Here is an 18,362-nt window from a genome sequence, read left to right on the forward strand (position 1 = left end):
CTCTGTTATTTTCTAAATTTAAAGTTAACATTAATACCGAATGTGCGGGTTGCCGGTAAGCTGGTACCTTCGATGCCTGCATAGTTGATATTGTTTGAGAAGCCTGATTCAGGATCGATATTGTCTGAATGTTTCAGGATGGTCCAAAGGTTACGACCTACTGCTGATACGGTAATACCGTTAAACGGTGAACCTTTCAATATGCCGCTTGTAAAGGTATAACCCAATGTTACCTGGCGTAGTTTAATAAAGTCGCCGCTTAACACGTTAAGAGCCGATACTTTATATAAACCATTTTGGTAGTAATCCTGCGCTTCAACATTTTTGGTGTTTGGCGTACCTGCTTCAGTAACACCTTTGCCTACTACACCTCCTTCACGGCCATCAAGTGTGATTTTGTTTAAACCACGGTAGATGCTGTAAGCGTTTGTTGCCGAAAGAATTTTATTACCAAAACGGTAGTCAACCAAAAACGAAAGATTAATATGTTTGTAGCTGAAATCGTTGTTTAAACCGCCGTAAATTTTAGGCACTGTTGTACCCATTGCTTTACGATCGGTGTACTCAGGATAACCGCTTGAATCGAAAATAATATTACCGCTTGCGTCGCGTTTGTAATCGTTAGCCATAATTTGCGGGCCAGGTAAACCAACTACGTAAGCAAGGTTAGCATTTAACGGACGATAGGTGCCTAAATTTTGCGTAGTGCCGAATTCATCGGTTTTTAGCACCTTGTTTTTAACATAAGTAAAGTTAAACGATGGAGTCCAGGAGAATGATGAAGTTTGGATTGGTGTACCTTTAACCTCTAACTCCACGCCGCGATTTTGGAATGACTGAGAACCGATTAAACGGGTGGTATAACCTGATGCTATGTCAAGTCCGCTACGCAGGATCTCGTTTTTAGTTTTACGGGCAAAATAGTCAAAATCAAAATTTAACCGACCGTTAAACATTTTTAACTCGGTACCGATCTCAATTTCCGAAAGGGTATATGGTTTTAAACCTGTGTTATAAAGATCAGATGAGTAATTACCGATAGTTATACCATTAATATTGTTACCCAGGCTGTAATAAGCCGAAGTGCCATAAGCGTCTTTTAGCTCACCACTTGTTTTAGCGTATGATAACCTGATTTTACCTAAATCAATATTCGGTATATGTGTCAACTCGGAGAAAATGAAGGCGCCCGATACCGATGGAGTGAATATACCTCGGTTACCGGCATTAAGCGTTGAGTATGCATCATAACGGCCGCTGGTACCAATGGTCAGGAAGTTTTTAATCGCAAAATCAGCGTTGTAGTAAGCCGAATGCACTTCTGATTTGCTGAAGCCATAACTTGAGTTTTTGCTGCCTACGTTGTTGATGCTATAGAAAAACGGCAGCGTGAACGGACCGCCGCTAAGGCTGGTATATTCGTATTGGTTTTTACGGGTTGCAGCACCTGCGGTTACGTCGAAACTTAACAGGTCTTTAACAATGTCGTGTTTAACACCAATTAAACCGTCGATGTTTAATTCGGATGTTTGCGTGGTTGATTGCTCGTCCAGGCCGCCCATTAACCCCGAGTAGTACGCGGTACCGGTAGGGGTTACTTTAAAGCGGCTATCGTTAATGTTGTCATAACCTAAACGGGCCTGCGCGTAAATCCAGCTGGTGAAGTTGTAGCGGGCGGTTAATGCTGTAATTAACCTTTTACGGCCGGTGTTATTGATAAACTTGTTGGCAGCAAAGTAAGGGTTGGTTACATATGGGTCGTCTGTCCAAACCTGCTCATAACCATTAGCACCGTAGCCAGGGTTTAGGATAGATTGGTTTAAGTTAGGGGCGATAAACCAGATGTTGTTCGGGTTACCCGGACCGTCAGAAAGGCTTGGACGGTTTGTAGAGTTTTCAACCAGGTAGTTGGCCACGATACCGATGTTCAGTTTGTCGGTTACGTTTTGGTTGGCGTTTAAGTTGAAAGTTTTCCTGTCGAGTTTGCTGTTAGGTACTATCGAACCTGCATTCATATCCGAAACTGATAACCTGAAAGCTCCTGTTTCATTACCGCCGTCAAACGCTACTGTATTAGTATAAGTATTGCCTGTGCGGTAGAAGTTTTGCAGATTATTGTTTACCGCGGAATATGGATACATTTTGCCGTCAAACTGTATGGTTTGTGAACCATCAAGTTTTGAACCCCATGCTAAACGAGTTGACGCTTGTGCGTCGGATGCATTTTGAGGCTTTACACCACGCTGACCCTGACCATATGTGGTTTGGAAATCGGTAGTGTTGTTAACCTTGTCGGCTTGGTAGTTGGTATTGAATTCAACACCAAAACCCGAATTTTTTTGCCGCCTTTGGTGGTGATCAAAATTACACCATTTGTAGCACGGGTACCGTAAAGAGCGGATGCTGACTGGCCTTTTAATACCGTAATGGTTTCAACATCATCAGGGTTAATGTTGCTGATACCGTCGCCATAATCAGCGCCACCCCATTCGCCGGATGAACCGCGCTGGGTGTTGTCCATCGGTACACCGTTGATTACGAATAACGGGCCGCCAGCTGTACCGCTCGTTACACCGCGTAATAAGATACGGGCTGAAGAACCCGGACCGCCACTTACACCGCTGATGCTCAGACCTGCCACGCGGCCTTCTAATGAGTAGGCTACGTTGCTTTCTTTCGCTTTATCAAGCAGGTCGCCTTTTACAGTTGTAATGGCGTAGCCTAATTTTTTCTCTTCTTTTTAATACCTAAGGCAGTTACCACAACTTCGTTCAAATTGTTGTTTGAGGTTAAAGTAATGGTAATAGTTGATTTACCTCCCACCGCAACTTCTTTAGTGCCATAACCGATATAGCTCAAAATCAACACAGTGTTTGGCTGAACATCAAGCGTAAAATTACCGCTGGCATCGGTTTGTGTACCTGTAGTGGTGCCTTTGATCCTGATGCTTACGCCTACAAGGGGTTCGCCTTTTTCGTCAACAACCTTACCGGTAAGTTTAGCGAAGTTTAAGTTAAAATTATAGTTTGATTTGGCATTTGCTTTTGGCGCTTCAGCAGCCGAAGCCTGCATATTCAAGAGCACCATACCTGCAAGGGCAAATTTACACAGGTTGAGGGATTTTGATACCCATGGCCTCTGTACACCCACCGGGTGTTTGAAAAATTTCATATTTTATTGAATTTAAAGGGAGTTAATAGCGAAGCGCCCTGGAAGCACAACGCAGTTATAAACATTCAAAAATCTTTTTCGAGGCAGTAATTCCCTCCGGGTAATTATTGCCTGTAGTGGGGAGAGTAAGCTTTTTTTACATAGGCATCAGTTTTCCTGGGTTTATTAATAATGTCATATAGTTTGGTTAATGATCACTGTGCTAAAGGAAAACTATCCTTTGTAGGGATGCACTTTAGTGATTTAAAGTGAGGACAATTAAATTTTAGCGATTGCCTACAAACCCATGAAAAATATTTTGCAATTATTAATTACCGGTACTTTAAACTGCTGTATGAAGAAAAAGAGATTGGTAAGAAGTGGATTAGTATTGCCCGCTGCCTGACATGATCATGGATGCAAGCTGCTCGTCGCGGTCATAAATATCTTTGCGGAAATTGAGCCGGTTATTCCTGTCGGTGAAGGCGGTAAAATAGGCTATAAATACAGGCATCTTTTGTTTGAGTGTAACCTGCTGTTGTTTACCGAGATGCATGGCTTTATTAATGCGGGAGGTTGTCCAGGTGCTGTCGTATTTTAAAAGAAATGAAGCCAGTTTTACCGGTTCGCCAACGCGGATACAGCCGTGGCTAAACGCCCGGGACGATTCGCCAAACAACGACCTTGAAGGCGTATCGTGCAAATAGATACTGTAACTATTAGGGAACAGGAATTTTACCAGCCCCAAAGAGTTTGCAGGTCCGGGCTTTTGCTGAATTACCGGAAGCCCGTTTTCCCGGCCGGTAATGACCATATTATGCTCGTTAAGATAATTTGGGTTGCTGCTCATGGCCGGCAAAACTTCATTGCGCACAATACTTTCGGGCAGGTTCCAGTAAGGACTGAATACCACGTACTGCATTTCGCCGTAAAATATTACTGTTTGATGTACTTTTTCCCCCACCACCACATTGCAGCTCCATAATAAGCTATCGGCATGGTAAACGTGCAGTTTAAATTCGGGGATATTCACAGCGAGGTAGTCGGTAGTTAAACTTACCGGTAGCCAGCGGCAGCGCTCCATGTTTACAATGATCTGTTTGATCCGTGACTTGAGCGGTACATTCATTTCGGCCATGGTTCCGGGACCTGGTAAGCCATCGGCGCCAAGGCCGTGCCTGAGCTGGAATTGGGTTATGGCTGCTTTGAACTCGTCATCAAATTTATTGTTGAGCGTATCGCCTTTAAAATCTTCCAGTTTATATAGGCGGGCTTTTATGTTGGCAACTACAGCCGACGAGTCGCCGAGTTTGAGTTTTTTGCTGATAATAATTGGCTCCCAGTTCTCATGGGCATCAAGCTGGCGGTATTTGGCCAGGAAACTTTTTAGCAAGTCGTACTGGCGGTACACCGGCTCGCTTATAGCAGGGGTTTGTTTCGAAGTTTTTTTAAGAGTGTATCAAGATAATCATCATATGCTATCTTTTTACGCGGCAGGAACCAGTTTACCGAACGGCTGACCGAATCGCTCATGCCCCGGAAAGCCAGTTTTGAAAACGCGAAATACTGGGCAGTGAGCATTAACTCGGTGCCAATATCAGGCTTTTTGACTCTTGTTTTTGAATGATTATCAAATATCAGGGAGTCTAAATCTTTTTGATAGGGGGTACCTTTATATATGCCTTCATTTTGCAGGTTCATCAGCCTGTCGTTCAGGTTACCAGCCTGTTCAATTAAGGTGCCTTTTTCGTACCATGCATAGGCAAATTTACGCTTACGGTAAAAACTCCGCAGATCCTGCTCATAGGGAACCAAAGCGGGGTGCTTTTGAAGAAATGTGACGATGCGGGTACTGTCAAATACAACTTCGGTTTGATCACTAAAGTTGCCAGGAATGGTTTTTGTCCACTCTTTAGCCATTTTCTTTTTTAGGAGTCAGCTATATAATTGTAATGTTTTTTGCTGTTGTTTTTGCAGTTGGAAAGGACTAAAACACTTAAAACAAATACGATAATATATTGCGGTTTCAACCTGTTCTGCATAGCTAATTTATTAGTTATACGGAACGCAAATTACAAGGTTTTGTTTTTAGAAAGGGAAGGGCATTGAATGTTAGCCGATATAAAATGCCAAATAAGAGACAAGGTATTTTGAGGATAAGAAGGATTGATAAATATTTTTCAATAACTTCTACTAAGTTTATAGATATTATAGTATATTTGTTATGTAACATTCAAAAACAGATGACGGGCAACAGTTTAATCAGCAGTAATAAATACACATCAGCTCAAAACCGGGGCGAAATGTACATGCCTATATGTTGCTGTTGTTAAAATTCTCTCCACCTCAGATAAGCTGTTACGCACCTTTAAATTTACTGACCTCAATTAATATATTTTTATGAACACATCCAGCAATAAACAATTAAGCAGCGCCATCCCGTCGGGCTTGCTCATGCGTTACCGGGTAATTTATGGATTATGCCGTTGTTGTTGAACAATAAAGCTCAACTACAATTACCTTAAAACACTATCCATAACATCATAAATCTATTTTAAAATGCAAACCACAAATAATAATAAATATCCTTTTTTCGATCTGCTTGAAGTTGTTGCCGAACCCGATCTTAAGTTTCGTAAGCTGAAATCATTACATCCTGTAAAAGCGGGCAATTTGGTCCCTGAATTTAAGTTAAATAACGATTATAGCCGCTGGCAGCAATTTTACAATGGCGCCGAAACACATGGCCCTATTTCGCAAAGGAATTTATTAAATAAGCCGCTGGTTATTTCTTTTTATTCGCGTCATTGGGGGCAGCAAGGTCTGGCGCAGCTTAAACAACTGAATAATTTGCAGCATGAGGTTAAGGCAAGCGGCGGCAACCTGCTTATCATTAGTGACGAACGTACCGAAGATCTTGAAAAATGGGCGTGGGAACAAAGTCTCACCCTTAATTTTTATCACGATGCCGATAAAGAAATAGCACAGCAATTCAGGGTGTATTCTGAGGATTACCCTGTGTGGGACAGGTTTTCGGGCATTGACGAAAACGCGCCGTTATTGGCCACCTATATTATTATTGAACCATCAAAACAGGTTATCTACAGCCATATCGACTGGGATTTCCTGGGCACTTTTTCTGCCGAAGACATCATCAGCACTGTTTATGAATCAGCATTGATCAGTAATAGCCGCAGATCGGCATAAACACCAGAAGGTTAAGCGCCTTACACAACAGCAATCTTATAAGTGTTTACTAAGTGCACGTATAAGATTGCTTCTTACTTTCCGAACAATATTTTTATTAGTCTGTTAATTCAGGTGCCCATCCCGTAGCTTGGCCTTATAATAACTTGGCGTAATGCCCTCTATCTTTTTAAATGCGCGGCTAAAGTAGTTAAGGTTATTGAACCCGGCTTTAAAACAAGCTTCAGAGATACTGTTATGCGGATTGTTCATGAGCTGCTTGGCTAATTGCAGGCGCTCTTTAATGATATAATCAACCGGCGAAATCCCCAACTCGTGCCTGAACGCCCGGAAAAAGCTTGCTTTGCTCATGAAGGCCATTTGGCTCAATGCATCAATATTAAGCTTATTGCTTAAATGCACCCTAATGTATTCCAGTACGTAGGCAAATCGGCTACTGCTTGATAGCTCATGCAGGTTATCGCTGATCTCGTTAATGTTTTGCATCTGCATAATGCGGATTAGCAATTCTTTTAAAGTGAGGTTGGCAAGCACATCCTTGGTCAGGGCATCGCCGGTACTGATGCGGATGAGTTTATTAATGAGCTGGGCCAGCTCATAATTATTAAAAAAGTGGAACTGGTTATAGTTCAGCTGCCAAACCCGCTTATCTTCCCTTGGGTAATTCTCATTTAAGAAATCAAGCGTATTGGTAATTTCCTGGTGGTTAATAGCCAAAGCTGTGCACTGTGATGGCTGGTTGATAGTAGCCTCCGGGAAATCAATTTTCATGGTAATATTTGGCGGCACTATAACGGTTTCGCCGGGGAGGTAATCAAACCCCGGTTTATCAAACAAGTGCATCACCTTTTTGCCGCGCAACATGCTTGTTATTACCAGGTCGCTAAAAGTTAAGGGCACCAGCTCGCTGCGCTCAAAAGTTTCAAAAACGTTGAGTTCGCAATGGTTCATGGTGTAAGCCCTGCGGTTTTCAACCAGGGTATTCAGTTCTTTTCCGTGTGAGAGGCTTAGTGGAGATAACAGGGTTTTGTTATTCATAGCCATTTATAATTTATACCAAATTAGGTATACTTATCATGATTAACAAGTGGGTGCAAAAAATGCGACCATTGTGCTACCTTTTGAGAGCATAATGCAAATGCCTTACAGCGAGGTTGCTCTACATTAGTGTTACCAAAAAACCATAAAAATTATGAGCGCTGTTTCTAAACCATCCTTCAAGGATAAATACGACAATTTTATCGGCGGCAAATTTGTTCCGCCGGTTAAAGGCGAATATTTTGATAACGTTTCGCCTATCGACGGCAAAGTATTCACCAAGGCTGCACGATCAGGAAAGGAAGATGTTGAACTGGCTCTGGATGCCGCTCATGCCGCATTCCCGGCATGGGGCAAAACTTCAGCCGCACACAGGGCATCGCTGTTAAATAAAATAGCCGATGTTATTGAAGCCAACCTGGAGTTTTTGGCCGTTGTAGAATGCATCGATAACGGAAAGGCCATTCGTGAATGTCGCGCTGCCGACTTGCCGCTGGTGATTGATCATTTTCGTTATTTCGCCGGTGTTATCCGTGCGGAAGAAGGCGGGATTTCCGAGCATGATGAATATACCGTAAGTATTTGTTTAAATGAACCATTAGGTGTGGTAGGACAGATCATCCCCTGGAATTTTCCGCTGTTGATGGCTACCTGGAAAATTGCGCCTGCGCTTGCTGCCGGTAATTGTTGCGTGGTGAAGCCAGCCGAGCAAACACCAACATCCATCATGGTATTAATGGAATTGATCCAGGATATTTTGCCGCCTGGTGTTTTGAACATTATCACCGGTTTTGGTCCGGAGGCAGGTAAGCCACTGGCTTCATCGCCAAGGGTTGCCAAAGTTTCCTTTACAGGCGAAACCACAACCGGCCGCTTGATTATGCAGTACGCATCTGAAAACCTCATCCCGGTTACGATGGAGCTGGGCGGAAAATCACCAAATATTTTTTTGAATCGGTAGCCGATGCCGATGATGAGTTTTTTGACAAAGCTGTTGAAGGCGCAGTATTATTTGCCCTTAACCAGGGCGAGGTTTGCACCTGCCCGTCGAGGATCCTGGTGCATGAAAACATCTACGATAAATTTATGTCGAAGGTGATAGAACGCACTAATGCTATCATTATGGGTAACCCCTTAGATGGCACCACAATGATGGGCGCACAGGCATCTAACGACCAGTACGAAAAAATCCAGTCGTACCTGAAAATTGGTAAAGAAGAGGGAGTAGAGGTACTTTGTGGCGGCGAGGTTAAAAAGCTTGATGGTGAGCTGGAAGGCGGTTATTATATCCAGCCTACGTTATTTAAGGGCAATAACAAGATGCGCATTTTCCAGGAGGAGATCTTTGGTCCGGTGGCTTGTGTAACTACGTTCAAAACTACTGAAGAAGCTATCGCGATAGCCAATGACACACTTTACGGATTGGGTGCCGGTGTGTGGACCCGCGATGCGCACGAGCTTTACCAGGTGCCCCGCGCAATACTGGCCGGCAGGGTTTGGGTAAATAATTACCACGCATATCCTGCACATGCGCCGTTCGGCGGCTATAAAAAATCAGGTTTTGGTCGCGAAAATCATAAAATGATGCTTGGTCACTACCGTCAAACAAAAAACATGCTGATCTCATATAATAAGAACAAGCTGGGATTTTTTTAATCCCGGCTTTAATCCCCCGTTCCCCAGACTTGCGAGGTTTCTGAAACTTCGTAAGTCTTTATGTGTTTGAATATTCCTTTACTTATCTGCAGCTTCGCGCGAAATTTGAAGACATGATCAAAAGAGTAACCATAACCCCCGAAGCTTCAAAGCTGATAGCCGAACTCAAATCCCGCTTTGGCGACCTGATGTTCCATCAAAGCGGTGGTTGCTGCGATGGCTCATCGCCTATGTGCTTTGAAAAAGGCGAGTTTAAACTCGGCGGCAGCGATGTTAAAATAGGAGAGGTGGATGACTGTGAATTTTGGATGAGTAGGGACCAGTTTGAATACTGGCAGCATACCCAGCTTCAGCTCGATATTACCAAAGGCCGTGGTTCAAGTTTTTCAATAGAAATACCGACGGGTTTTAGGTTCATGATCCATTCAAGGTTGTTTACTGAAGACGAGTTGAAAGATTTGGAACCGGTGAGTTTTATAGATTAGCCCCTCCAAATCTCTTACTTCTCTGCCTGCACCTTATCCAGCTTATCCATGATCTCTTTGGTATACTTTATTGATAAAGCTTTCTTAAAATACTTTTCGGCATTTGCTTTATCCCCACGGGCTAAAAAGCAATCGCCCATACTGTCATAAACGTTGAAGTTTTTCGGGTAATTATCTATGTTGACCTGGAAGAACATAGCCGCTTTTTCATAATCTTTTTGTTGCAAAAACGCGTAGCCTATGCCATTCATCTCCGGCTCGGGAGGGCGTACGGTGTAACCCATTTCAGCGGACATCATTTTGTAATGGGTATCTATCATTTGTCTTAGCTGCACGGCATTATACTGTTTATCAAAATATTGGTTATAAGGCTGGTTTCGCGGAAAGCGGTTGTTTTTGAAAATAAACCGTAAGGCATCATATTCAGCATTGAACGAAACTGAATTATGATCGTCATCGGGATAATATTTTTTAGCCCATTGCAGATTGTTGGTTTTATTGACAGAAAGATCATCAGCCAGTTTCATGATCGACCGGATATGATGTGATATTTCGGCCGTGTCCTTTTTTACTTGTATAGTATCCATTCCCGCATTCATCGTATTGGCAAAACCGAGGAAAAGCTTTTTACCGCCAAAATTCTTTTGTTTAAGGATAATGGTTGCTTGTTTAAGTAAATTATCGTTGTCATAAAACATGCTCGGATCTATAGCTACATAGGCATTAAAAACATGTGTATGTTTTAATAATAAATGGATCACCGTTAATCCTCCCAACGAATGACCGATCATGGTGCGATAGGGAGCAGTTGGATATGCTTTGTCGATATATGGAATTAGTTCTTTTTCCATAAAGGCGGCAAAGTTTTCCCCTCCACCTGATGACTTGTACATAGCGCTGCTGGTAGGCGTAAGGTCTCGTGTACGGTGTCCGGATGTATTCAAAATACCAACTATAATCATTTGCGGCAGCACCGTATTGCCTGCAGTTGCGCTAAGTTCTTTGATCATAGTAACCAGCGACATGAAATGATCATCGGCATCTAAAACGTACAAAACCGGAAATTCCGGTTTTGAAAAGTAGTTGGTATCATATCCTGGCGTATAAACCCAAAGTGGTCGTTTCTCTTTCAGGATGTTGGAATAAATGGTATCCACCCTGCCCAAAACTATAGGTTGCTGCAGCGGCTGCGCCTTCAACAGGTATGCAATGGTGAGATGAATCAGTATCAGGATAAGCTTTTTCATGTGGCTGTTGATTTATGATTCAATGGTACAGCAACAATATGACCTTCAGAATTAAATGTGACGAATGTTGTCGTTGGTGTGACGGAAATAATTTGGAGCTTGTTTTCGTTTTAAAGAAGGACTGAAAACATGTTTTGGCAAGTTTTTGTTAGTTGTTACAATCATTCATAAAATCATGGCCGTGCTCAATACCTATAATACTGCCCGTAAAAAGAACGGCTTAACAAAGTTTGAGACGTTGATCTTCGGATTAATGATCGTGTTCAATATAGGGGCTATCATACTCTTCTTTATTGATAAAGGATATTTTGAGATGATATACAATCGCTATGGCGGTTTTATAGGATACTTCACGGTATTGTTGTTACTTGTAATTTTTATAGTGTCGGCAGTATATATTGTAAGGCTTTCGCGCTACCGCAGCATCCAGTTTTGTGTGGTTTTAATTTTAACCGGGATAGCAAGCCTGTTTTTCATCACCGAAAAAATGAGCAGTTTACCTGACCTTTTTCATCTGTCAACCCATTCGCTTTTTAAATCCAACACCGCAATGTTGGGGGCAAATGCAAATGGAATAATTAAAATTAATGAGACCGGAAAAATTGTGCTCTATTGGATTTTGATAGCCGCAAGTGCTTTTTACTTTTTGATATTGCCGTTTATATATCGGAGTAATTTTAGGGCTAAACGCTTTATTGATAGAATCGGAATTCCTATCCCGCACCGCAACCATGTTATCGCAATAATTATATTAACCATTTTGATAATGCTATTTTCGGCAGTAAATGAGTCGGAAGTTTTACCACTTGATTTTGCTGCAATATTTTTGCTGATCCTGCTTTGCCCGGAAAACATCGGTGTTTTCAGGCGATAGTCATATTTTTTTGCAACACTTTAAATTGTTTTTTTAGGCTCAGTTTAATCCGATCATTTACTGCAACTTTGTAATAAACCTTTCAATTACAACCTTATAAAATATGGCTACAGTTTCATTGGGCAGCCCGGCAGGCAAATGGATCATGGTTTCGGCTATACTGGCTTCGGCCATGGCATTTATTGATGGTACAGCACTTAATGTGGTGCTGCCGGCATTACAACAAAGCCTTGATGCCAAAGGAGCTGATCTCTTTTGGATCCTGAACGCTTACCTGTTGATGCTTGCCTCGCTTATTTTAATAGGCGGCTCGCTTGGCGATAAACTGGGGCGGAAGAAGGTCTTCATGATAGGGATCTTTATTTTTATAACCGGATCAGCCCTTTGCGGGCTTTCACCAGGTGTTTTTTATCTCATTGTTTTTCGGATCATACAGGGTATAGGAGGAGCACTGATGATTCCGGGGAGCCTTTCGCTTATTTCATCATCCATCGATGCAAAAGAAAGGGGCAAGGCTATCGGAACATGGTCGGCCATTACCACGGTAGTTACAGTGGGCGGCCCGGTATTGGGTGGCGCCTTAGCCGATGCCGGTTTATGGCGGTACATATTCTTTATTAATATACCCATAGGGATAGTAGCTTTACTCATCCTGTGGCGCAAGGTTGCCGAAAGTAAGGATGATAATACCGATCAAACCATTGATTTTCCCGGGGCTATTTCTATTGCATCAGGGCTTGCTTTGCTAACATTTGGTTTTCTGCGGATGCCGGCGGTTGGTTTTAATAGCTGGCAGGTTTATGGATCATTAGCCCTGGGCTTATTATTGCTCATTGTTTTTATTTGGATAGAAGGTACAAGCAAACATCCCATGATGCCGCTAAACCTGTTTAGTAATAAAACCTTTAGCGGGATAAACCTGCTTACATTTTTTCTGTACGCGGGTTTGGGTGGCGGTATGCTGTTCATGTCACTAAACATGGTGCAGGTGCAGGGGTATAGCCAGTTGCAATCTGGGTTAACATTTTTACCTTTCACTGTGCTCATGATCTCCATTGCGCGTTATGCAGGAGCTATTGCCGATAAAAAAGGCCCGCGTTTATTGCTCATAATCGGTCCGGCTTTGGCGGGAGCCGGGTTACTGATATTGTCGTTCATTAAACAAACTGCAGGCCCTTCCGATTATTGGACAAGCTTTTTCCCGGTGTGCTTGTTTTTGGCTTCGGCATGTCATTAACAGTAGCGCCGCTTACGGCAACGGTAATGGGATCGGTAAGTGATCATTTTTCGGGTACAGCGTCGGGCATTAATAATGCTATGACCCGGATTGCCAATGTTTTTGCCAATGCCATTTTTGGTGCCCTGGCGGTTTTATTTTTTTCGGGAGCGATGCAGGGGGAGTTGAAGAAGTTATCCCTTAAAGAAAAAGATAAAAAGACAGTTATGGAACAATCGGCCAACTTAGGTAATGCTAAAGTGCCCGCCGGTATCGACGGATCCAACAAAAAGGCAGTCGAGATTGCGTATCACAATGGATTTATTTCGGCTTATGGCAATATTATGCGGATCTGCGCCGGCCTGGGTTTTTTGGGCGCCCTGATGTCGGCTGTTTTTATCAGGAACAGTGCTGTTAAGAAGGAATGACGTTGCCTGATTGCAGAGGCGTGTGATGAATCTCTACAGGGATCCGCTATGAAAAATTTTCAGATCGAGGTTGCAACCATTTGTTTATCGCCATCGTCTACCTTATAAATTCATCCAAAACTTATTGTTATGTTCAAATCGATATTCTCCCGAAATTTTGCAAAACTCGTTGCCTTATGTTTTTTATGCTTCGTTGCCGTTAGCGTATCCGCCCAGGATAAAACCAAAACGATAGGCAACAAACCCCGAAGCGGCTCATCCAATAATACCTTTGATGCTGTTAAAGGTGCGCAGGTTGGTATTGAAATGAATGCTGGTAAAAAACAGGTACAATTACTTACGCTGCACTTTCATACTCAAAACCGGTCAAGCGATAGCATCCCTTTTAAAGTAAATGTTTACCAAATGGCCGGGAAGTTTCCAAATGAAGCTAATTTGGTTAAAGACGAAATAAAAGGCTACATTAAAAAATACGACAATGTGGAAAACCATCAATTAACCACCGTCGACTTATCGCCGTACAATGTTAAAGTGGCCGGTGATATTGTGGTTTCTATTGAATTTTTGACAACCAAAACCAACTCCAACGTTGGATTTGCCTGCGGCTTATTTAACGGCGGTACCTTCCATAAGGATGGTGAAACCCAACCCTGGAAGAAGATTCCGATTGTTGGTGTTGATTTTAATGTACTGGTGAAAAAGTTGAAGTAGATGCCCCTCTAAATCTTCTCTAAAGGGGAGCCTTTTGAGCATTGCGCTCATTAAACGAGCGCAGCAAAATACGCTAAATACTCTTCTTTAAACCCTGCGAGATTTACTCGAACAATTCCTGCTCGTCAGTATAATATGTTTTCCGCGATGCTTCGTTAATTATGATCGCGGCGCCTGTTGGGCTGTGTTTTTTCTTTGAATTGTGAATATCCATGAAATCACGAACTTCACCGTTAATGATGTCGGGGTTTGATTTAAGGATATTTTTTCTGCATCTTCCAATACCGATTTTATTGCCTTAACCAGGTCTTTCAGTTTGGCCTCCGGTATTTTACTGCTTACGGAGAACGGAGAAATGCGGGCGTGCCATAAAATCTCATCGGCGTACGCATTGCCGACGCCTCTCATAATCTTTTGATCAAGCAGAACAGTTTTAATATTGGTTTTTGTTTTTGCCAGGCGCTTTCTCAAATACTCGGCATCGGCATCAAGCGCGTCGGGTACGTCCTTTTTTCGGGGTTGAGGGTAGGCATCGCTATCCCCTGGAAATCGGTAAGTACTAATCCGCTGCCATCATCAAAGTGCAGCTCGATGATGCTGTACTTGTTGTCGTTCTTGGTATCGAACAAAAACAGTTTACCGTGCAACATTAGGTGCAGACCCAGTACATTGCCCTTGCTAAATTTAATATGCAGTTCCTTCCCTTCGCGATATACTTTTTCGAGCTTTTGCCCGCTTAATACCTCGTTTAATTCGTGTACGCTAACATTTAGTTTTTTAGCGTTAGGTACTTCTATTTTTTTAACGGTTTTACCTGCAAGTATTTTTTGCAGGTTATGGCTAAAAGCCTGCAGATCGGGTAGTTCGGGCATAATATCTTGTTTTTATAAGTAACTTGTTGATGTAGTTAATGTTTGTTATCCGATACCATTAAACTTTTTAAAACGTTGTATGGCGCTTTCAATAGACTGGTTTTGAGCCTTATTGAGTTTGTTAAATGGTTTGAGCTCAATATCAATATTCTTTTTGCCCATATTCCGGCTCCAGTTGCCAACCACCTGGTTATTGACCATTATAGTTGGGAAAAAAGTAATAGCCCCCATTTTATCCCGAAACCCGGCCGGTATCATGGCATCGCGATTTTTATAAGCTATAATTAACTCATCGTAAACTGGCAGGAGATAGGCTCCGGATTTTTTCGCGGCACCAAAATCCCGATCGGCCCCCATCCAATACATAACTCCGCCAATGGTGATATTACTTAGCAGGGTTTTGTTTATTTCAATCCCGGTTTTAGCATCAGCAACGGTAAGGCCGCTCCAATGTACAAAATCATTTACGGTAGCGGGGCCGTGACTTTTAAAATACCGCAAAACCAGTCTGGTTACCGCTTCGTCACGAGATATGGCTGGTGTTACAGGTGCCCGTTCGTCGAGCAGAGCATAGGTGAACTGTTTGCCCTGCCTTGCCCCGCTGCAAATTAATTGCTCCAGTTCCGCTTTCATTAATAATATGGTAAGCCTGAAATCGTCGGTAGCTATGTTTGCCTGATTTAGCGCAGCGGCAATTTCTGTACGGGTTAGCTGTTTGCCGCCCTGCAGGGCTTTTGTAAATACGTCAAAGCTTTTATTAAAAATTGCATCGGTAACCTCCTGTTTTTTATACATGGCGGCATTGCCTGCGTTGATTCTTGGAGCAGTAAGGCTAAGCATCCAGCGGATATCCTGAGGTAATACAAAATGCCAGGTTGGTCTTAGTACATGGGTGCGCAATATAGTTCCGGTTGTTATAGCCTTTTCTACCATTTTATCCGCAGGTGATAACATCCGTAAACCAATTGCCCATTTTGCATGCGTGTATTCCTGCGCCTGCATGGCGCACATATATCCAACCACATCTTCAGGTTTTTTAAATTTATCGTGATTAAGATGCTGGTTATAAACCCGCAGGCTGGCAATATCAGGCTTGGTCATATTGATGCTTTTGAATGCTGTTCAAAATAAATATATGGTTATGACAGCAGTTTGTCAGTAGGGTAGAAATAAAAAGTTTCTTTTGTAATTTGGGCTTTCTTTTATAATAAATGAAAAACTATTTCTTTTGTGCTGTATAACTGCTGTTATCATTGTTTGTGTAGTTGCACGGGTAACAAAGTATAATCAGTTTCACGATGCCGAAATTAACGGTAAGCTGGAATCTGTTTATCGCTACAGAGACTATGTTATGATTTCCGTTAATAGCGAAGAATTTCGTATCATTCCTGTTTCATTAAGCACAACGGCCAACTTCGATGAGGTTGCTAAGGTTGGTGATACTATATCAAAAATGGCTGGCAGTGACAAGTTCAATTTGATACATGAGGAAGATGAAGTGTTTTTGTACACCGTTAGAAAATACTGGTAAATTAAATTTTGATATCGATTTTGAACAGGATAGATCTTAATTATTTTGCCGGTGGGCTGGTGGTTGGCACAGCTATTGGTTTGGCTTTGCATAGCCTTGCTGTGGGTATAGCAATTGGTGTAGCCGTCGGGGTATCTGTAGGCTCAAGAAAAAGAAAAGGGAGTAAAGATTCTCTGGTTTATAGCCTTACAAAGGTTTTAAACTTCGTAAGGCTTTTTATCGATTAAAAATCGTGATATAAATTTCTGAATGAGCTTCTTATTCCGAAGGTGATCATGGTGTTTTTTGAATCTTTCTGATCGTTTTTTTCCTGGCGGTACAATGCGCCAAGTTCCAGGCGTAAATTATACTTTGGGTTAAGTATGTAAGCAACAGTTCCTTCACCATAATAAAGCTGTGTACTTATACCCTGGCCTATGGTAGTTGTAGTATTTGCCGAAGGTATAAAAGGCTTGATAATTATTTTGCCGTTATTTTCAGCCTTTGTGGCATCAAGTCCATATTTGGCATAATTAAGTTGCCCCTGGAAATCAAACCGGCCAACCGAATAATTCAAAATGCCCAAAAGCTCCCTGAAGTTTGCTCCGTAAGGATGGGCCAGAGGATCGCCGTAAAACGAATAACTGCTTAATGACTGCTGGTTACTGTAAGTGTATGGCTTAACAGTGTTATATTCAAATAGATAGTTTAACCTTTTAACTTTAAAAATATCTGCGCCACGGATACCCAGTTGCCAGCCGTTGGTGTTATCGGTACTGTTGCCCGAAAAGAAATCGCTGCCCTTGAACCTGTCGAACATGATCTGTCCGTACAGCGCAGCTTTATCAAAGATCTTGTATTTGGCATTAAAACCTAAAAACACATTGTCCTTTTGATAACCACCCGGACCCAGCGAGCTTGCAAATAAAATTGGGTTCACAAAATTGGCGTCAAAGCCTGCCCGATTACCTTGGTTATCAGCTTCGGGAGCTATCAGGGCGTTAAACATACCGAATGAGGCGCGTTTGGTTATATTCCAGTCAATATAATGGAATAAAGCCCATTTGCGGCGGTTACTTCCAAAACTGTCAAATTTTTGTGCAACATTATTGAGGTCTTCAATATAGGCCCACGCTACCATATAACGTACAGGGCCAAGGTCCGCTGTAAGCCTGAGAAGCGGCATATTGGCTGCAAAGTCAGATAAGAGCACCGACCGGTACCCGTCACCAATAAACATTTTATCCTCGCCTAAAGTAATATTTAGTTTTTTTGTTACTGAATAGGAGAGTATTGCAGTTACGTACGACCAATCTTGTGAGTTGCGCGGTTGGCCTGTATACTTCCTGGCATATGCCTGGCCGGGTATAAAACCATTGGTATTGACATAGTTGTTATAATACGATACAAACTTGGCCGAATTTTCAAAACCGCTTGTGTAAAATGAAAATTTGCTGCCCACTGTTCCCCCAATTTGATAGCCACGTACATTTAAGTTGGTCGAATTGCTGTTAGTGAAATCCCTGCCGGCTTGCAGATCAGTAATATAGTCGGCATAAAAGGTATATTCTTTTGCTTTTACGTCAAAAAGGTGTTCATTAAATAATTTACGCCCGCCCCAGGTTTTGCGGTCTTTAACACCAACATTCATTACCGAATCATAGGTATGCAGAATGGTGCTATCAATTAAAAAAGGCCGTAGTGAAGTATGAACCGAGCTTTTTATAGAATAAATATCCGAATTGAACTTTTGGTACAACTGGTATGAATTAGGTAAATAAACTGATTGTGCCTTGCCTAACTGTGATGTGAATAAGGCAATTATGGCTATGATAAGTGTTTTTCGAAAACTTAAGGAGTAGAGTTTTTGCATTACAACAAAATAAGTATTAATTGTTCTAAGTTAAAAATTTCATTGGTAAATAAGGATATATACATACATGCCCCGCAGGTTGTTTCTGATATATT

At 42.1% G+C, this 18,362-nt stretch carries 21 protein-coding genes; 10 read left to right on the forward strand and 11 right to left on the reverse strand.

The window, feature by feature from the left end:
• Positions 1-5 precede the first annotated feature (5 nt).
• The 5 genes from ACRQ5D_RS21340 to ACRQ5D_RS21360 form a co-directional block, all read right to left on the reverse strand.
• Positions 6-2,141 (reverse strand): hypothetical protein, encoded by a 2,136-nt coding sequence (locus ACRQ5D_RS21340; RefSeq protein ID WP_431200352.1) that lies wholly within the window; start codon positions 2,139-2,141, stop codon positions 6-8.
• A gap of 92 nt (positions 2,142-2,233) precedes the next feature.
• Entirely contained in the window at positions 2,234-2,713 is a 480-nt protein-coding gene (locus ACRQ5D_RS21345) for a TonB-dependent receptor plug domain-containing protein (protein ID WP_432329826.1), read from the reverse strand.
• An 8-nt stretch (positions 2,714-2,721) separates the two neighbouring features.
• Positions 2,722-3,171 (reverse strand): carboxypeptidase-like regulatory domain-containing protein, encoded by a 450-nt coding sequence (locus ACRQ5D_RS21350; RefSeq protein WP_432326514.1) that lies wholly within the window; start codon positions 3,169-3,171, stop codon positions 2,722-2,724.
• Positions 3,172-3,535: 364 nt separating this feature from the next.
• A complete protein-coding gene (locus ACRQ5D_RS21355) occupies positions 3,536-4,561 on the reverse strand; it encodes a L,D-transpeptidase family protein (protein ID WP_431200354.1) in 1,026 nt (341 codons plus the stop codon).
• Positions 4,562-4,569: 8 nt separating this feature from the next.
• Positions 4,570-5,070 carry a hypothetical protein gene (locus ACRQ5D_RS21360; RefSeq protein ID WP_432326516.1) on the reverse strand — a complete coding sequence of 167 codons (501 nt, stop codon included), beginning with the start codon at positions 5,068-5,070 and terminating at the stop codon, positions 4,570-4,572.
• A gap of 639 nt (positions 5,071-5,709) precedes the next feature.
• On the opposite strand from ACRQ5D_RS21360, the gene ACRQ5D_RS21365 reads away from it, so the two are divergent.
• Positions 5,710-6,357 (forward strand): redoxin domain-containing protein, encoded by a 648-nt coding sequence (locus ACRQ5D_RS21365; RefSeq protein WP_091167836.1) that lies wholly within the window; start codon positions 5,710-5,712, stop codon positions 6,355-6,357.
• 105 nt (positions 6,358-6,462) lie between these two features.
• On the opposite strand, the gene ACRQ5D_RS21370 is transcribed toward ACRQ5D_RS21365, so the two are convergent.
• The gene (locus tag ACRQ5D_RS21370) at positions 6,463-7,395 is read right to left on the reverse strand and encodes an AraC family transcriptional regulator (RefSeq protein WP_432326519.1); all 933 of its coding nucleotides are present in this window, start codon (positions 7,393-7,395) and stop codon (positions 6,463-6,465) included.
• 154 nt (positions 7,396-7,549) lie between these two features.
• On the opposite strand from ACRQ5D_RS21370, the gene ACRQ5D_RS21375 reads away from it, so the two are divergent.
• The 3 genes from ACRQ5D_RS21375 to ACRQ5D_RS21385 all read left to right on the forward strand — a co-directional run bounded on the left by ACRQ5D_RS21375 (position 7,550) and on the right by ACRQ5D_RS21385 (position 9,536).
• Positions 7,550-8,356 (forward strand): aldehyde dehydrogenase family protein, encoded by an 807-nt coding sequence (locus ACRQ5D_RS21375; protein WP_431200356.1) that lies wholly within the window; start codon positions 7,550-7,552, stop codon positions 8,354-8,356.
• Positions 8,329-9,051, forward strand: coding sequence for an aldehyde dehydrogenase family protein (locus tag ACRQ5D_RS21380; protein ID WP_432329828.1), 723 nt, complete (start codon positions 8,329-8,331; stop codon positions 9,049-9,051). Before ACRQ5D_RS21375 ends, ACRQ5D_RS21380 begins: the two co-directional genes overlap by 28 nt.
• A gap of 113 nt (positions 9,052-9,164) precedes the next feature.
• On the forward strand, positions 9,165-9,536 hold the full coding sequence (locus tag ACRQ5D_RS21385) for a DUF779 domain-containing protein (protein WP_090524975.1): 372 nt from the start codon (positions 9,165-9,167) through the stop codon (positions 9,534-9,536).
• A gap of 14 nt (positions 9,537-9,550) precedes the next feature.
• Here ACRQ5D_RS21385 and ACRQ5D_RS21390 read toward each other — a convergent pair whose 3' ends face one another.
• Positions 9,551-10,783: an alpha/beta hydrolase-fold protein gene (locus tag ACRQ5D_RS21390; protein WP_091167831.1), complete on the reverse strand. Its 1,233-nt coding sequence runs from the start codon at positions 10,781-10,783 to the stop codon at positions 9,551-9,553.
• 175 nt (positions 10,784-10,958) lie between these two features.
• Between ACRQ5D_RS21390 and ACRQ5D_RS21395 the strand changes: the two genes are divergently transcribed.
• The 4 genes from ACRQ5D_RS21395 to ACRQ5D_RS21410 all read left to right on the forward strand — a co-directional run bounded on the left by ACRQ5D_RS21395 (position 10,959) and on the right by ACRQ5D_RS21410 (position 14,012).
• The gene (locus tag ACRQ5D_RS21395) at positions 10,959-11,657 is read left to right on the forward strand and encodes a hypothetical protein (protein WP_091167829.1); all 699 of its coding nucleotides are present in this window, start codon (positions 10,959-10,961) and stop codon (positions 11,655-11,657) included.
• A gap of 103 nt (positions 11,658-11,760) precedes the next feature.
• Positions 11,761-12,894 carry an MFS transporter gene (locus ACRQ5D_RS21400; RefSeq protein WP_432326522.1) on the forward strand — a complete coding sequence of 378 codons (1,134 nt, stop codon included), beginning with the start codon at positions 11,761-11,763 and terminating at the stop codon, positions 12,892-12,894.
• Positions 12,885-13,301: a hypothetical protein gene (locus ACRQ5D_RS21405; protein ID WP_432326524.1), complete on the forward strand. Its 417-nt coding sequence runs from the start codon at positions 12,885-12,887 to the stop codon at positions 13,299-13,301. The genes ACRQ5D_RS21400 and ACRQ5D_RS21405 overlap by 10 nt, the downstream gene beginning before the upstream one ends.
• Positions 13,302-13,430: 129 nt before the next feature.
• Entirely contained in the window at positions 13,431-14,012 is a 582-nt protein-coding gene (locus ACRQ5D_RS21410; RefSeq protein WP_091167825.1) for a hypothetical protein, read from the forward strand.
• Between the two features lie 159 nt (positions 14,013-14,171).
• Here the strand turns inward: ACRQ5D_RS21410 and ACRQ5D_RS21415 are convergent, their stop codons facing one another.
• The 3 genes from ACRQ5D_RS21415 to ACRQ5D_RS21425 are packed head-to-tail and all read right to left on the reverse strand — an operon-like array spanning position 14,172 to position 15,985.
• Complete coding sequence (locus tag ACRQ5D_RS21415) at positions 14,172-14,483, reverse strand: hypothetical protein (protein WP_432326526.1); 312 nt, start codon at positions 14,481-14,483, stop codon at positions 14,172-14,174.
• Positions 14,480-14,884 carry a DNA-formamidopyrimidine glycosylase family protein gene (locus ACRQ5D_RS21420; RefSeq protein ID WP_432326528.1) on the reverse strand — a complete coding sequence of 135 codons (405 nt, stop codon included), beginning with the start codon at positions 14,882-14,884 and terminating at the stop codon, positions 14,480-14,482. Before ACRQ5D_RS21420 ends, ACRQ5D_RS21415 begins: the two co-directional genes overlap by 4 nt.
• A gap of 45 nt (positions 14,885-14,929) precedes the next feature.
• A complete protein-coding gene (locus tag ACRQ5D_RS21425) occupies positions 14,930-15,985 on the reverse strand; it encodes a winged helix DNA-binding domain-containing protein (protein WP_091167821.1) in 1,056 nt (351 codons plus the stop codon).
• 127 nt (positions 15,986-16,112) lie between these two features.
• Here ACRQ5D_RS21425 and ACRQ5D_RS21430 point away from each other — a divergent pair, with 127 nt between their 5' ends.
• Both ACRQ5D_RS21430 and ACRQ5D_RS21435 read left to right on the forward strand, forming a co-directional pair.
• Positions 16,113-16,415, forward strand: coding sequence for a hypothetical protein (locus ACRQ5D_RS21430; protein ID WP_091167818.1), 303 nt, complete (start codon positions 16,113-16,115; stop codon positions 16,413-16,415).
• An 8-nt stretch (positions 16,416-16,423) separates the two neighbouring features.
• A complete protein-coding gene (locus tag ACRQ5D_RS21435; RefSeq protein ID WP_432326530.1) occupies positions 16,424-16,642 on the forward strand; it encodes a hypothetical protein in 219 nt (72 codons plus the stop codon).
• Here the strand turns inward: ACRQ5D_RS21435 and ACRQ5D_RS21440 are convergent.
• Positions 16,639-18,267, reverse strand: a complete 1,629-nt coding sequence (locus ACRQ5D_RS21440) for a gliding motility protein RemB (RefSeq protein ID WP_256337418.1) — start codon at positions 18,265-18,267, stop codon at positions 16,639-16,641. The two genes, ACRQ5D_RS21435 and ACRQ5D_RS21440, sit on opposite strands and share 4 nt — an antisense overlap.
• Positions 18,268-18,362 lie beyond the last annotated feature (95 nt).

The organism is Mucilaginibacter sp. P25 (assembly GCF_050859465.1).
In the GTDB taxonomy this organism is placed as follows: domain Bacteria; phylum Bacteroidota; class Bacteroidia; order Sphingobacteriales; family Sphingobacteriaceae; genus Mucilaginibacter; species Mucilaginibacter gossypii.